This window comes from Dokdonia sp. Asnod3-C12, assembly GCF_045063975.1.
Lineage (GTDB): Bacteria > Bacteroidota > Bacteroidia > Flavobacteriales > Flavobacteriaceae > Dokdonia.
Window position 1 is genome coordinate 840,235 of sequence record NZ_JBEFNY010000003.1, and the last position, 13,159, is coordinate 853,393.

Genomic DNA, 13,159 nt, shown 5'->3' on the forward strand with positions numbered 1-13,159 from the left:
GCCATTACGGCAGTCTTTAATACGATTTATGTGACCTAATTATTGACCAGCTTCTGGCTTTACCAGTCCTTTTATTTTAAGACTTTGTGGCACTTCTGAAGCATTAGAATAAATTGTTATTGTTCTTCTAATAGGTCCTTCTCTTTTTGTGTCATACTTTACCTCTATCTCACCTTTTTCTCCTGGTTGAATAGGACTTTCTGGTTTTTTAGGTATTGTACAACCGCAAGTAGAGTAAACTCTTGCCACGATAAGTACATCATCACCTGTATTTGTAAAAGTAAACTTACGTACACCGTCTGCACCGTAGTCTATTTCACCATAATCTATAACTTCTGAATCAAAAGTGATTACAGCTTTTTTCTCTTGTGCTTGAACGCTTACTACTAGAAGCATAGCGACAAATAAAAATAGTACCTTTTTCATAATTTTCAATATTTGAGGGATTCCAAATGTAACTACAAATTAAACACCTGCCAAGAATGATATTAACATTAACATGATGCGCTACTGTATATGTGTGCCAAAAATAGCACTTTGTCTACACAATAATCCTACTGTTATCCCTACTTTTGCTTACTTTAAGACAATAATCAGACCAAACTATGAGTATAGCATCAAAATATGATTCTACCCAAGTAGAAGACAAGTGGTACAGCTACTGGATGGAACATAATTACTTCCATTCTACACCAGACGATAGAGAACCGTATACCATTGTGATACCGCCTCCTAACGTCACTGGAGTCTTACACATGGGACATATGCTTAACAATACGATTCAAGATGTTTTAGTACGTCGCGCTCGATTGTTAGGAAAAAATGCTTGCTGGGTACCTGGAACAGATCACGCTTCTATTGCTACAGAGGCAAAGGTAGTTGCACGTCTTAAAGAACAAGGGATAAAAAAATCTGATCTTACTCGTGAGGAGTTTCTTGCGCATGCATGGGAGTGGAAAGAAGAGTATGGTGGGGTAATCCTCGATCAGCTCAAAAAGCTAGGAGCTTCATGTGACTGGGAACGCACCGCATTTACAATGGACCCAGCAATGTCTGAGTCTGTTATAAAAACCTTTGTAGATCTTTATAATAAAGGACTTATATATCGCGGTTACCGCATGGTAAACTGGGATCCAGAAGCAAAAACTACACTTTCTGACGAGGAAGTAATACACGAAGAACGTCAAGGACTTCTATACTACCTTAACTACAAACTAGAAGGCTCTGATGAAACGTTAACGATTGCCACTACACGTCCAGAAACTATTTTTGGCGATACTGCTATATGCATCAACCCTACAGACGAACGCTTCACGCATCTTAAAGGAAAGAAAGCGATTGTACCTATAAGCGGCCGTGTGATTCCTATTATAGAAGATGAGTATGTAGATCTTGAGTTTGGAACAGGATGCCTAAAGGTTACTCCGGCACACGACGAGAATGACAAAATGCTGGGCGATAAACATAAGCTAGAAGTAATAGACATCTTTAATGATGACGCTTCTCTTAATAGTTTTGGACTTCATTATGAAGGTCAAGATCGTTTTGAATGTCGTAAGAATATCAAAAAAGAACTTGAAGAAATAGGCGCTCTAGTAAAAACAGAGAACCACATTAATAAAGTGGGAACATCTGAGCGTACAAAGGCCGTAATTGAGCCTAGACTATCTGACCAGTGGTTCCTTAAAATGGAAGAGCTTGTAAAACCTGCCATAAAAGCTGTGCTTGAAACTGGCGAGGTAAAGTTATTTCCTAAGAAATTTGAAAATACCTACCGTCACTGGATGGAGAATATACGTGACTGGAATATCTCTCGCCAATTATGGTGGGGACAGCAAATTCCTGCTTATTTCTATGGAGATGGCAAAGAGGATTTTGTGGTAGCAGAAAGTATGGAGGAGGCTGTTACGCTTTCGCGAAAGCGTACCGGAAACGATTCCCTCACTGCAACAGACTTACGTCAAGACGAAGATGCTATGGACACTTGGTTCAGCTCTTGGTTATGGCCTATGAGTGTTTTTGACGGAGTACGCAATCCAGACAATGAAGAGTTTAACTACTACTACCCTACTAATGATCTTGTAACGGGTCCAGATATTTTATTTTTTTGGGTAGCGCGTATGATCATAGCTGGATATGAGTATACAGATAAAAGACCTTTCCAAAATGTATACCTCACAGGACTTGTAAGAGACAAGCAGCGTCGTAAGATGTCTAAATCATTAGGTAACTCACCAGATGCGCTAGAGCTCATAAAAGAGTACGGAGCAGATGGTGTACGTGTAGGACTATTATTGAGTAGTGCCGCTGGTAACGACCTTATGTTTGATGAAGATTTACTCAAGCAAGGAAAAGGATTCATCAAGAAAAATTTAAGTGCCTTTAGCCTTATACAAGGCTGGGAGATTGATGAGACCATACCACAACCTCCACACAGTTCACAAGGTCTAGAGTGGTACACTAACCGTTTTAACCAGACACTTATTGAGATAGAAGACCACTTCTCAAAATATAGAATTTCTGACGCTTTGATGGCTAGTTACAAACTAGTATGGAATGACTTCTGTGGTTGGTTACTAGAAATTATAAAGCCAGCATACCAGCAGCCTATTGATCGTAAAACTTATGATGCGGTAATTGCAGCATTTGAAAACAACCTACGTATCCTTCACCCATTTATTCCTTTTGCATCTGAAGAGATCTGGCAGACAATCGCTACACGTACTCCAGAAGAAGCGCTAATTATTAATAAATGGCCAGAAGGAGGTGAAGTAAATGAGCAAATCATTGCAGATTTTGACTACGCTACACAAGTTGTTTCAGGAATAAGAACGATAAGAAAAAGTAAGAATATAGCTTTTAAAGATCAAATAGAATTACATCTTTTAAGCAATGAGAAAGCATCATCAGACTATGATGGCATCATCTCGAAGTTAGGGAATGTGAGTGAGATCGCTTTTGCGAAAGCGCCACTAGACGGAGCATTATCCTTTAGAGTAAAATCTAATGAGTACTTCATACCACTTGCAGGTGCTATTGATGTAGAGGCCGAAGTTGCAAAAATTGAGGAAGAACTCAAATACACGAAAGGTTTCCTTATATCTGTTTCTAAGAAACTATCAAACGAACGCTTTGTAAGCAATGCACCAGAAAAGGTGGTTGAGATCGAAAAGCAAAAGATGGCAGATGCCGAAGCAAAAATTGAGGCTTTAGAAAAACGTCTTGCTAGTTTGACATAGACTTTCAAATACCTATTATAACAACAAAGGCGCAGATGATATCTGCGCCTTTGCTATTTTATATAATCTAGTCAATTGTTTTTACAAATATTTATCTGCGGCTTCGATATACGCTTCTTTTGCCTCTCGCGCAGTCATTGATTTAACTTGTAGTAATGCATTAATCTTAAAGGCACTTACAAGCTCGTGCTCTCCTTCGTTGTGACTAAATGTATTCTTTTGAGTAGCCTGTTTGTAAAGCGCGTAAAATTGCAGTAATACGTCAGGTGGAAATTCCTGCTTAGCATTACTGACCTTACGGAGGGCTTCTTCAAATTTTTCTTGAAGTACCTTCTTATCCATTATATTGATGCTATTATCGATTTCGCTCCTTTTACAACATCATTAAGCTTTACATCGAGCTTGGTTCCTATAGGTAGATATAAATCTACACGAGAACCAAAACGTATAAAACCACTGTCATCTCCTTGTACAACCATTTGGCCTTCTTCTGCATAATTGATAATGCGCTTAGCAAGGGCACCAGCAATCTGACGGTATAATACATCTCCAAACTTATCTGTAGTCACAACAACAGTTGTACGCTCATTCTCAGTACTAGATTTCGGATGCCAAGCTACTAGGTATTTACCTGGATGATACTTGCTGTAAGCAATACGCCCTCCTCCTGGATAACGTGTAACGTGCACATTAAGTGGCGACATAAACACAGAAACCTGAAGACGCTTGTCTTTAAAGTATTCTGCCTCATACACCTCTTCAATTACAACTACTTTACCATCTACTGGTGATGTAAGTACATTTGCATCATGAGGAGCAGTGCGCTCAGGATTTCTAAAAAACTGAAGCACTAGATACAATAGCACGCCTAAGATGACTGCTACTAGATAAAACAACCAGTTTTTATCTAAAAATCTATTAGCAACCAATATTAGTCCCGTAAAGATAACGAGTGATATTACTATAATTTTATATCCTTCTTTATGGAACATAGTCAAGTACAATTAAAAATAAGTATAAAAATGGTGCTGCAAATATGATACTATCTAGTCGATCATATAATCCACCGTGCCCTGGCATGATGCGCCCACTGTCCTTTACTCCAGCCTGACGCTTGAGCTGTGATTGAATAAGATCTCCCAAAGTTCCAAAAACAGAAGTAACAATCGCTATCGTTAACCAAAGCTGAAGACTAAGAAGATCTGTAAAAATGTAAAATAACAAACTAGCCAAACAACAGAATACTAATCCACCCACAAAACCTTCGACAGTTTTGTTAGGAGAGATACGTTCTAGCAGCTTGTGCTTACCTATACTTTTACCTACTATAAATGCAAAGGTATCATTAATCCATATAAGGGCAAATACGCTTGCTACAAGTAAAGAGGTATATTCTCCTTTGTATGATGGAAGAAGTATAGTAAACACTACACCTCCTATGATATAAAATATGGTATAAGCATACTTTTGAGCAACTGTAATATATCGCTCTGAAGGCCTAATAAGATTTTTAATGAGAAAAAGGTTTACTGTAATTGTGAGTGCTAAAAATATGAGAGTAACACTTCTATCTAACTTTAGATAACATAAAACGGTTACACAAAGAAGTAGTAAAACATAAGAAAGCAATGATTTTATCTCAATGAGTTTAAGAAACTCATATAAGACTACCACTCCTAGACCTAGAAACACTATTAGATATGTAGTTTCTAATGAAAAAATAGCAAGCAACAACAAGGTCACATAGAGCAATCCAGACAGCCCTCTAATTATTATTTCACGCATATTAAAGGTCTTCTAGCAATAACAGGTAAAGATTCTTGGTACTACTTCCATAGGTCATAAAATCCTTATCATCTTCTTTTGACTCAAAATTCTTAATAGTAGTAATGTTAGTAGGTATACTTCCAGAATTTCTATTTTTTATGAGTCTTAATCCCTCTCCTATTGTGTTTACTATTTGACTTGTAGTCCCAAAAACAATAATATTCTCAGGCAAATCGTTTAGCTTTAATTCTTTTAGTTGCTTAGAACACACTAATAAAGATCCGTCATTTGCTACAAGGCTCTCACAGGTAGTCAAAAAGAAAGGAGCTTCTCCATTTGTTCCAAATGTAAGATTATAACCTTTAAAGATCTCTTTGAGGTTATCATCTGTACAAAACACATGCTCTTCGTACCAATCGTTTTCTAATAAGATGTTATCAAAATTCTCATGAATCTCATCTTGATTAAGAGCATACAAAAATCGCCCTCCATTTATGATAAAGTTTTTTGTGAAACGCTCGTCTGCTGGAGTATTAATATCCGGCATGTATTTACTGCGCACTTCACCTTCTTTATCGCTATGGGGGCTATCTGACTTAGATGTATTTCCAAAGATTTTTCTAAAAAGACTCATCAATAGATTTGCTCAACGCTTGGTGTATTTTTCAAATATAAAAAATCTTGACTGAACCTTAGGTACAATCAAGATTTTTTGAGGGTCTATCCCTTAATAGCTTAGTCTAAAACTAGACTAGTGGCTTTGTTTCAGAATCTTCAGAAGCTTCTTCGATTTCGACATTTCCAAAAGCACGTTTTCCAAAGATTTCCTCTAGGTTATCTTTAAAAATCACTTCTTTATCAAGAAGATATTCTGCTAGTTGGGTAAGCTTTTCTTTCTCCTTAGTAAGTAAATCGATAGCTCTTTGATATTGCCCCTCTATAATATTAGAGATTTCTTTATCAATTATTTCTGCTGTCTGCTCACTATAAGGCTTTGTAAAACTACTATCTGACTGACCTGTAGAATCATAATAAGTAAGGTTACCTACTTTATCATTTAATCCATAAACAGTGACCATCATTCTAGCCTGCTTAGTTACTTTCTCAAGATCACTTAAAGCTCCAGTAGATATCTTGTTAAAGATTACCTTTTCTGCTGCTCTACCTCCTAAGGCAGCACACATTTCGTCTAGCATTTGTTCCGGACGTACGATGAGCCTCTCTTCTGGTAAATACCATGCAGCTCCTAAAGATTGCCCACGAGGAACAATAGTCACTTTTACAAGTGGCGCAGCATGCTCAAGCATCCAGCTTACTGTAGCGTGTCCAGCTTCATGAAAAGCAATTGCGCGCTTCTCATCTGGTGTGATAATTTTATTTTTCTTTTCTAGTCCTCCTACAATACGATCTACCGCATCTAAGAAATCTTGTTTACCTACTGCTTTACTTCCTTTACGAGCAGCAATAAGTGCAGCTTCGTTACACATGTTTGCAATATCTGCTCCAGAGAAACCTGGAGTTTGCTTTGCAAGGAAATCCACATCAAGCTCATCATCTACCTTTTTCAAAGGACGAAGGTGAACTTCAAAAATCTCTTTACGCTCACGTACATCTGGAAGATCCACATAAATCTGACGATCAAAACGACCAGCACGCATTAAAGCTTTATCAAGAACGTCTGCTCTGTTTGTAGCAGCAAGCACAATTACGTTTGTATTAGTGCCAAAACCATCCATCTCTGTTAGAAGTTGGTTAAGTGTATTCTCACGCTCATCATTACCTCCAGAAAAGTTATTTTTTCCACGAGCACGTCCTATTGCATCAATCTCATCTATAAATATTATAGCTGGAGATTTTTCTTTTGCTTGTTTGAACAAATCACGTACACGTGAAGCACCCACACCTACAAACATCTCCACAAAGTCTGATCCTGATAATGAGAAGAAAGGAACCTTTGCTTCCCCAGCAACTGCCTTTGCTAGTAATGTTTTACCAGTACCTGGTTGTCCTACTAGTAACGCTCCTTTAGGAATCTTACCTCCTAAACTTGTATACTTCTCTGGATTCTTCAAGAAATCTACAATCTCTTGTATTTCTTCTTTTGCTCCTTCAAGTCCCGCTACGTCTTTAAATGTAGTTTTTACATCTGTTTTCTCGTCAAATAACTTAGCCTTTGACTTACCAATGTTAAAAATTTGACCTCCAGGACCTCCTCCTCCACCAGAAGACATACGTCTCATGATAAAAATCCAAAGTCCTATGATAAGTATGAAAGGAAGAAAACTAGCAACAAGCCCCCACATATCACCTTCCGTCTCATAAGAAACTCTTGTGTCTAGGTTGTTTTCATCAATCGTTGTGTTGATATCATTTTCAAAATTCTGTAAATCCCCTATTTCAAAACGATAATCTGGAGCACCTGCAGAAGGTTTCAAAAAACCTGTAGCTCGTCCTTTATTGTGGACTTCCTTTGCTTCGGCTTCTTTAGTAAGATAAACCTTTACAGAGTTTTTATTTACGATCTCTACACGAGCAACATCACCAGCTTCTAGGTATTCTTCAAATTGGTAAAGAGAAGTTTTCTGTGCTTCACCTAACCCAGAACTACCAGTAAGCATACTGATTGCAATAAATATTATAACAATTAAACCGTATATCCAGTAAGAACTAAACTTAGGTTTATTAGGCGGAGTACCGCCTGCATTCTTTTCTTCTTTAGCCATTTAATCTTTTTTTTTAATAATCTGATGGGATAGTAGTAATCTTTGCATCACCCCAAAGACTTTCTATATCATAGAATTCACGTATGTGCTTTTGAAAAACATGCACGACTACATTTACGTAGTCCATAAGTACCCATTCTTGATTTTCCATACCCTCGATATGCCATGCTTTTTCTTGCAGAGCTTTACTAGCAGTCTTTTGGATAGAACTTACGATAGCCCCCACTTGAGTGTTTGATGTTCCATCACATATGATAAAATAATCACAAACCGTATTTTCTATATCTCTAAGATCCAGTATATCAATATTCTGTCCCTTCACATCTTCAATTCCCTCGACAATCTTAGCAATTAATTGATCTGTATTCTTTTCCTTATTTACCATTAAATTCTTTAATTTACACAAAGTTATTACAAATTTACATTACTCTGCGGTCTTAACACAAGTTTAGACTGGGTGTTTTACATATGCGCATAGACAAACTTCATACCATTGACTCAACAAACGATTACCTCAAACGTATTTCAAAAGAAGAAAACGCAGAGGAAGACATCGTAGTTTGGGCTCTAGAACAAACTGCCGGACGCGGACAGATGGGTACTCAGTGGCAAACTGAAAGCGGTAAAAACCTAACCTTCAGCGTTTTTAGAAAAGTAAAGCGAATTACCATCAACGAGCAATTTTATGCTCTTATGGCAGCTTCTCTCGCCGTTAAAGATGTTTTATCTAAACTTCTCATAAAAAATGTTCGTGTTAAATGGCCTAACGACATATTGACAGATAACGACAAAATATGCGGCATACTTATAGAGAGTGTCATAAAAGGCGGGCAACTTGACGCAATGATCTTAGGCGTAGGACTTAATGTAAATCAGACACAGTGGAATAATGTACCTCGCGCTACTTCAATAAAGTTTAGAACAGGGATTCACTTTGAGTTGGAAGAAATTTTATCGCTTCTACTCAAGAGATTTCATCACTATGTTGACCTACTTCTCAAAGGAGAATTCAACACCATCAAAAATGACTATGAAGCTCACTTATTTAAAAAAGATAAACCTGCTACATTTATTTCGGCAGGTGGGCGTCAGTTTGTTGGAATAATAAAAGGTGTTTCAGAGTCTGGAAAACTACTTCTTCAAGAAGAAAATGATATTGTAAATGAGTACGATCTCAAGGAACTTCAATTATTATATTAAGAGTACGCTTTCGCGAAAGCGTAACAACCCACAATTCATTATTTAGTATCTTTGTAACGCTATAAAAAATGCTATGCAAGAAGAACTCACTATTACTAAGCCAGAGCGCGTCGCAAAGCCAAAATGGCTTCGTGTAAAACTGCCTACTGGTAAGAAATATAAAGACCTACGTAATCTAGTAGACAAATACAGTCTTAATACGATATGCACCTCTGGAAGTTGCCCAAACATGGGTGAATGCTGGAGTGAAGGTACAGCGACATTTATGATTCTCGGGAACACATGTACACGTTCTTGTGGATTTTGTGGTGTAAAAACAGGTCGTCCAGAGCAAGTAGACTGGGAAGAACCAGAAAAAGTAGCTCGATCTATTAAATTAATGGACATCAAACATGCAGTAATTACTTCTGTAGATCGCGATGACCTTAAGGATATGGGAACTATAATCTGGGCAGAAACTGTACAGGCTATACGCCGCATGAACCCAAATACAACGCTAGAAACTCTTATTCCTGATTTCCAAGGTAGAGAAGATTTACTGGATCGTATTGTAGCTGTAGCACCAGAAGTGGTGTCTCACAACATGGAAACTGTAAAACGTCTTACTCGCGAAGTACGTATACAAGCCAAATATGAACGTAGTCTTGGTATTTTGAAATATTTAAAAGACAGCGGAATTAAGCGTACAAAGTCTGGTATCATGCTAGGTTTAGGTGAAACTGAAGATGAAGTAATCCAGACACTAAAAGATTTACGATCTGTAAATCTAGATATCGTAACAATAGGTCAGTACTTACAGCCATCAAAAAAACATCTTCCTGTAAAACAATTTATCACTCCAGATCAGTTTCAGAAGTATGAGAAGATAGGTTTAGAAATGGGATTCCGTCATGTAGAAAGTGGTGCACTCGTGCGCTCTTCTTACAAAGCACAGAAACACCTTACATAAAAAAATGACTACACTTAAGATTGCTATCAACGGTTTTGGCCGCATAGGTCGCACTGTGTTTAGACTTATTGAAGAGCATCCAGCAATGGAAGTAGTCGCAATTAATGATCTAGCAGATGCCCGCACTTTATCACACCTTCTTAAATACGATAGTATTCAAGGTGTTCTTAAAAAAGAGGTGTCACATAGTGAGCATACTATAATTATTGACGGTAAAACTATCCCGCTATATAATGAAAGTGAGATAAGCAATATCCCTTGGAATATTACATCTCCAGATATTGTTATAGAAAGTACAGGTAAGTTTAAAACTAGAAAAGATCTTGAAAAACATATAAGTGCCGGCGCAGCTAAAGTAATTTTAAGTGTGCCGCCACTTGATGAAGATATACCCATGATTGTTATGGGAGTAAATGATCATGAAATAAAAGATAGCGATACTATTATTTCAAACGCATCATGTACTACAAATAATGCAGCACCCATGGTGCAAATTATAGACGAACTGTGTGGTGTTGAGCAAGCATATATAACTACAATACACTCTTACACTACAGATCAAAGCTTACATGACCAACCGCATCGAGATTTAAGAAGAGCCAGAGCGGCAGGACAAAGTATTGTACCTACTACTACTGGAGCAGCAAAAGCCTTAACAGGCATCTTCCCTCATCTCTCTGATGTAATAGGTGGTTGTGGAATACGCGTACCCGTTCCAAATGGATCTCTCACGGATATTACATTTAATGTAAAAAGAGACACCTCAATTAACGAAATCAATGACGCTATGCGCAAAGCATCGTTAGGAAGATTTAAAAGTATTGTATCGTATACGGAAGACCCTATCGTATCAATAGACATTGTAGGAAATCCTTATTCATGCACTTTTGATTCACAAATGACATCTGTAATAGGTAAGATGGTAAAAATTATAGGCTGGTATGATAACGAAATGGGATATTCTAGCAGAATAGTTGACTTAATACTACGGATTTCTACAAAATAATATATATTGCAGTTGAATAATCAGAATTTCTTATGAATTTGCTATTAGTACGTTTTCTTCTAGCGCTTCTTCTTTCTTATCCTGTGATAAGTATTGCCCAAGAAAGAGAGAATGTAGAGGAAACGCTTACCAATGATAAAATAGACTCGCTTCTCAAGCGAGCTGTGATTGCAGTTTCTGATCGCAATTATAACCATGCCATTGATATACTAAAGTATTCTAGAGACCTAGCAACAGGCATAGGCCACACAAAGCGCGTAGGTCTTGCATCTGGAACTCTCGCAAAGCTATATTTTCAACTTAATGATTACGAGAAAGCACTTATTGAAAACGAGCGTGCAATAGCCTTACAAAAGGAAACTAAAAGTCTCGATCTTTTAGGGCAGAGTTACATTACCGCTACTCAACTAGCTCTTATAAAAAAAGACACCACCACTGCCCTAACATATATTTCTAATGGAATTGTAACTCTCGAAAATAGCACTCGAGACGACTTAAAGGCTCAATTGCACACATTAAAAGGTGACATTTTAAGAAATAGTGAAAGCCATCTAGACGCTATTGCATCTTACAACAAGAGTATTGAATATGCAAAAAATGAAAAGAGCGACTACCTAAAAACTCAAGCGCTTACCAATAAAGCATTAAGCCTAGCCGAATTAGGTAGACTTGAAGAAGCAGATGAAACTTTACTGGAAGTTGAGTCGCTATTAAGCTCAAATAATTTTCCGAGTATTAGCACTACCTTATTCAAAGTTAAGCACCTAGTAGCTCAAGGGCGCGGAAACTACAGAGAAGCAAATGACCACCTAACATCGTACTATCAAGCAACAGATCAAAATACGCTAAGTAAAATATCAAGTGTTCCACTACCAACATCAGAGAATCAAGAACTTGATGACATGGTAAAACGACTAGAACAAGACATTGAAATAGAAGAAGACAGAAACTCTAGAGCTATGAGACTCACTCTCGTACTAAGTATCGCCCTCTGCTCTATTCTTGCACTGCTCACCCTATCCTTGTACAAGAACAACAACCTAAGAGCAAAAGCAAATGAGCTTTTACAAGCTAAAAACGTGGAGCTTGTAATTGCAAGAGATAATGCAGAAAAAGCGTCAATGGTGAAAGCTCAGTTCTTATCAACAATAACACATGAGCTTCGAACACCCATGTATGCTGTTACAGGATTAACACACTTACTCCTATCTGAAAACCCAACGGAAGATCAGAAAAAGCACCTTGACTCTCTCAAATTTTCTGGAGAGTATCTACTTTCCCTAATAAACAACATACTTGACCTCAATAAATTAGAGGCAAACAAGGTAGAAGTTGAAGAAACAGCTTTCAATATCAAGAAGCGTATTGAAGATGTGTTATTTGCTTTAGGCAAATCTGCTCGAGATAAAGGGAATAAATTGCATATTGAATTTGACTCTAACATCCCTACAGAACTTCTGGGAGATCCATTAATGATCTCACAAGTACTTATTAACCTAGTTGGAAATGCCATTAAATTCACTCGAGATGGTGACGTTTGGGTTCGTGTACAGAAGATTAAACAAGGTGAGTCTGACATAAAACTTCACTTCGAAATTGAAGATAATGGTGAAGGAATCTCAAAGAAGAAACAAAAAACAATTTTTCAAAACTTCACACAAGGATCTGTAGCTATTAATAGAAAATTTGGCGGTACAGGCTTAGGGTTATCTATTGTTAAGAATCTTTTAGACTTACTTAATAGTGAGATAATACTAGAAAGCACATTAGGCAAAGGAACTACCTTTAAATTTGACCTTAACTACAACCTGACTCAAACAGCTCCAGGTGAAGCAAATGCAAACGACATCGTGTACGAAATAGATTATAATGCCCTTGAGAATCGTCACATTCTTGTAGTAGAAGACAACAAGATTAACCAAATGATTACTCGCAAGATTCTTGAAAAAAACAAAATCACCTGCGAAACGGCTGATAACGGTGAGATTGCTGTAGAGAAGGCACGCACAGAAAAATTTGACCTTATTCTAATGGACATACATATGCCTGGAATAAGTGGTATAGAAGCTACAGAACAAATCCGTTTGTTTGATAAAGACATTCCTATACTAGCGCTTACCGCTGTAACGATAGATGAAAATATTGATGAATTTCACGCTGTTGGATTTAATGACATCATTCCTAAACCATATAAGGTAGAAGAGTTCTTTCAGAAAATCTACAATGGCTTAAAGAATAGCAAAGTGCTCAACTAAGACTTCTTTGTTGAAATTTA

General features: G+C 37.4%; 12 protein-coding genes. 5 read left to right on the forward strand and 7 right to left on the reverse strand.

The genetic code is table 11. From position 1 onward, the window contains the following. Positions 1-39: 39 nt before the first annotated feature. A complete protein-coding gene (locus tag ACJJVW_RS03925) occupies positions 40-426 on the reverse strand; it encodes a DUF1573 domain-containing protein (RefSeq protein ID WP_298329016.1) in 387 nt (128 codons plus the stop codon). Between the two features lie 179 nt (positions 427-605). On the opposite strand from ACJJVW_RS03925, the gene ACJJVW_RS03930 reads away from it, so the two are divergent. Continuing rightward, positions 606-3,239: a valine--tRNA ligase gene (locus ACJJVW_RS03930; RefSeq protein ID WP_405250814.1), complete on the forward strand. Its 2,634-nt coding sequence runs from the start codon at positions 606-608 to the stop codon at positions 3,237-3,239. Between the two features lie 81 nt (positions 3,240-3,320). Here the strand turns inward: ACJJVW_RS03930 and ACJJVW_RS03935 are convergent, their stop codons facing one another. The 6 genes from ACJJVW_RS03935 to rsfS all read right to left on the reverse strand — a co-directional run bounded on the left by ACJJVW_RS03935 (position 3,321) and on the right by rsfS (position 8,114). After that, the gene (locus ACJJVW_RS03935; protein ID WP_298329022.1) at positions 3,321-3,581 is read right to left on the reverse strand and encodes an acyl-CoA-binding protein; all 261 of its coding nucleotides are present in this window, start codon (positions 3,579-3,581) and stop codon (positions 3,321-3,323) included. Next, positions 3,581-4,231, reverse strand: coding sequence for a phosphatidylserine decarboxylase family protein (locus ACJJVW_RS03940; RefSeq protein WP_379952724.1), 651 nt, complete (start codon positions 4,229-4,231; stop codon positions 3,581-3,583). Before ACJJVW_RS03940 ends, ACJJVW_RS03935 begins: the two co-directional genes overlap by 1 nt. Next, positions 4,221-5,024, reverse strand: a complete 804-nt coding sequence (locus tag ACJJVW_RS03945; protein ID WP_379952725.1) for a phosphatidate cytidylyltransferase — start codon at positions 5,022-5,024, stop codon at positions 4,221-4,223. The genes ACJJVW_RS03940 and ACJJVW_RS03945 overlap by 11 nt, the downstream gene beginning before the upstream one ends. A gap of 1 nt (position 5,025) precedes the next feature. Continuing rightward, a complete protein-coding gene (locus ACJJVW_RS03950; protein WP_379952726.1) occupies positions 5,026-5,640 on the reverse strand; it encodes an LUD domain-containing protein in 615 nt (204 codons plus the stop codon). Positions 5,641-5,752: 112 nt separating this feature from the next. After that, on the reverse strand, positions 5,753-7,729 hold the full coding sequence (ftsH, locus tag ACJJVW_RS03955) for an ATP-dependent zinc metalloprotease FtsH (RefSeq protein WP_298329034.1): 1,977 nt from the start codon (positions 7,727-7,729) through the stop codon (positions 5,753-5,755). A gap of 13 nt (positions 7,730-7,742) precedes the next feature. Continuing rightward, positions 7,743-8,114 carry a ribosome silencing factor gene (gene rsfS, locus ACJJVW_RS03960; protein WP_108876919.1) on the reverse strand — a complete coding sequence of 124 codons (372 nt, stop codon included), beginning with the start codon at positions 8,112-8,114 and terminating at the stop codon, positions 7,743-7,745. A gap of 83 nt (positions 8,115-8,197) precedes the next feature. On the opposite strand from rsfS, the gene ACJJVW_RS03965 reads away from it, so the two are divergent. The 4 genes from ACJJVW_RS03965 (at position 8,198) to ACJJVW_RS03980 (ending at position 13,139) form a co-directional block, all read left to right on the forward strand. After that, positions 8,198-8,929, forward strand: a complete 732-nt coding sequence (locus ACJJVW_RS03965; protein ID WP_405250815.1) for a biotin--[acetyl-CoA-carboxylase] ligase — start codon at positions 8,198-8,200, stop codon at positions 8,927-8,929. A gap of 73 nt (positions 8,930-9,002) precedes the next feature. Next, on the forward strand, positions 9,003-9,878 hold the full coding sequence (gene lipA, locus ACJJVW_RS03970; protein WP_379952728.1) for a lipoyl synthase: 876 nt from the start codon (positions 9,003-9,005) through the stop codon (positions 9,876-9,878). 4 nt (positions 9,879-9,882) lie between these two features. Continuing rightward, positions 9,883-10,884: a type I glyceraldehyde-3-phosphate dehydrogenase gene (gap, locus tag ACJJVW_RS03975; RefSeq protein ID WP_405250816.1), complete on the forward strand. Its 1,002-nt coding sequence runs from the start codon at positions 9,883-9,885 to the stop codon at positions 10,882-10,884. Positions 10,885-10,916: 32 nt separating this feature from the next. Beyond that, positions 10,917-13,139 (forward strand): response regulator, encoded by a 2,223-nt coding sequence (locus tag ACJJVW_RS03980; RefSeq protein WP_405250817.1) that lies wholly within the window; start codon positions 10,917-10,919, stop codon positions 13,137-13,139. Positions 13,140-13,159: the final 20 nt, after the last annotated feature.

Bases quoted from the DNA above. Each gene is read 5' to 3' on its own strand.
- ACJJVW_RS03925 (WP_298329016.1), bottom strand. From the start codon at position 426: ATGAAAAAGGTACTATTTTTATTTGTCGCTATGCTTCTAGTAGTAAGC.
- ACJJVW_RS03930 (WP_405250814.1), top strand. From the start codon at position 606: ATGAGTATAGCATCAAAATATGATTCTACCCAAGTAGAAGACAAGTGG.
- ACJJVW_RS03935 (WP_298329022.1), bottom strand. From the start codon at position 3,581: ATGGATAAGAAGGTACTTCAAGAAAAATTTGAAGAAGCCCTCCGTAAG.
- ACJJVW_RS03940 (WP_379952724.1), bottom strand. From the start codon at position 4,231: ATGTTCCATAAAGAAGGATATAAAATTATAGTAATATCACTCGTTATC.
- ACJJVW_RS03945 (WP_379952725.1), bottom strand. From the start codon at position 5,024: ATGCGTGAAATAATAATTAGAGGGCTGTCTGGATTGCTCTATGTGACC.
- ACJJVW_RS03950 (WP_379952726.1), bottom strand. From the start codon at position 5,640: ATGAGTCTTTTTAGAAAAATCTTTGGAAATACATCTAAGTCAGATAGC.
- ftsH (WP_298329034.1), bottom strand. From the start codon at position 7,729: ATGGCTAAAGAAGAAAAGAATGCAGGCGGTACTCCGCCTAATAAACCT.
- rsfS (WP_108876919.1), bottom strand. From the start codon at position 8,114: ATGGTAAATAAGGAAAAGAATACAGATCAATTAATTGCTAAGATTGTC.
- ACJJVW_RS03965 (WP_405250815.1), top strand. From the start codon at position 8,198: ATGCGCATAGACAAACTTCATACCATTGACTCAACAAACGATTACCTC.
- lipA (WP_379952728.1), top strand. From the start codon at position 9,003: ATGCAAGAAGAACTCACTATTACTAAGCCAGAGCGCGTCGCAAAGCCA.
- gap (WP_405250816.1), top strand. From the start codon at position 9,883: ATGACTACACTTAAGATTGCTATCAACGGTTTTGGCCGCATAGGTCGC.
- ACJJVW_RS03980 (WP_405250817.1), top strand. From the start codon at position 10,917: ATGAATTTGCTATTAGTACGTTTTCTTCTAGCGCTTCTTCTTTCTTAT.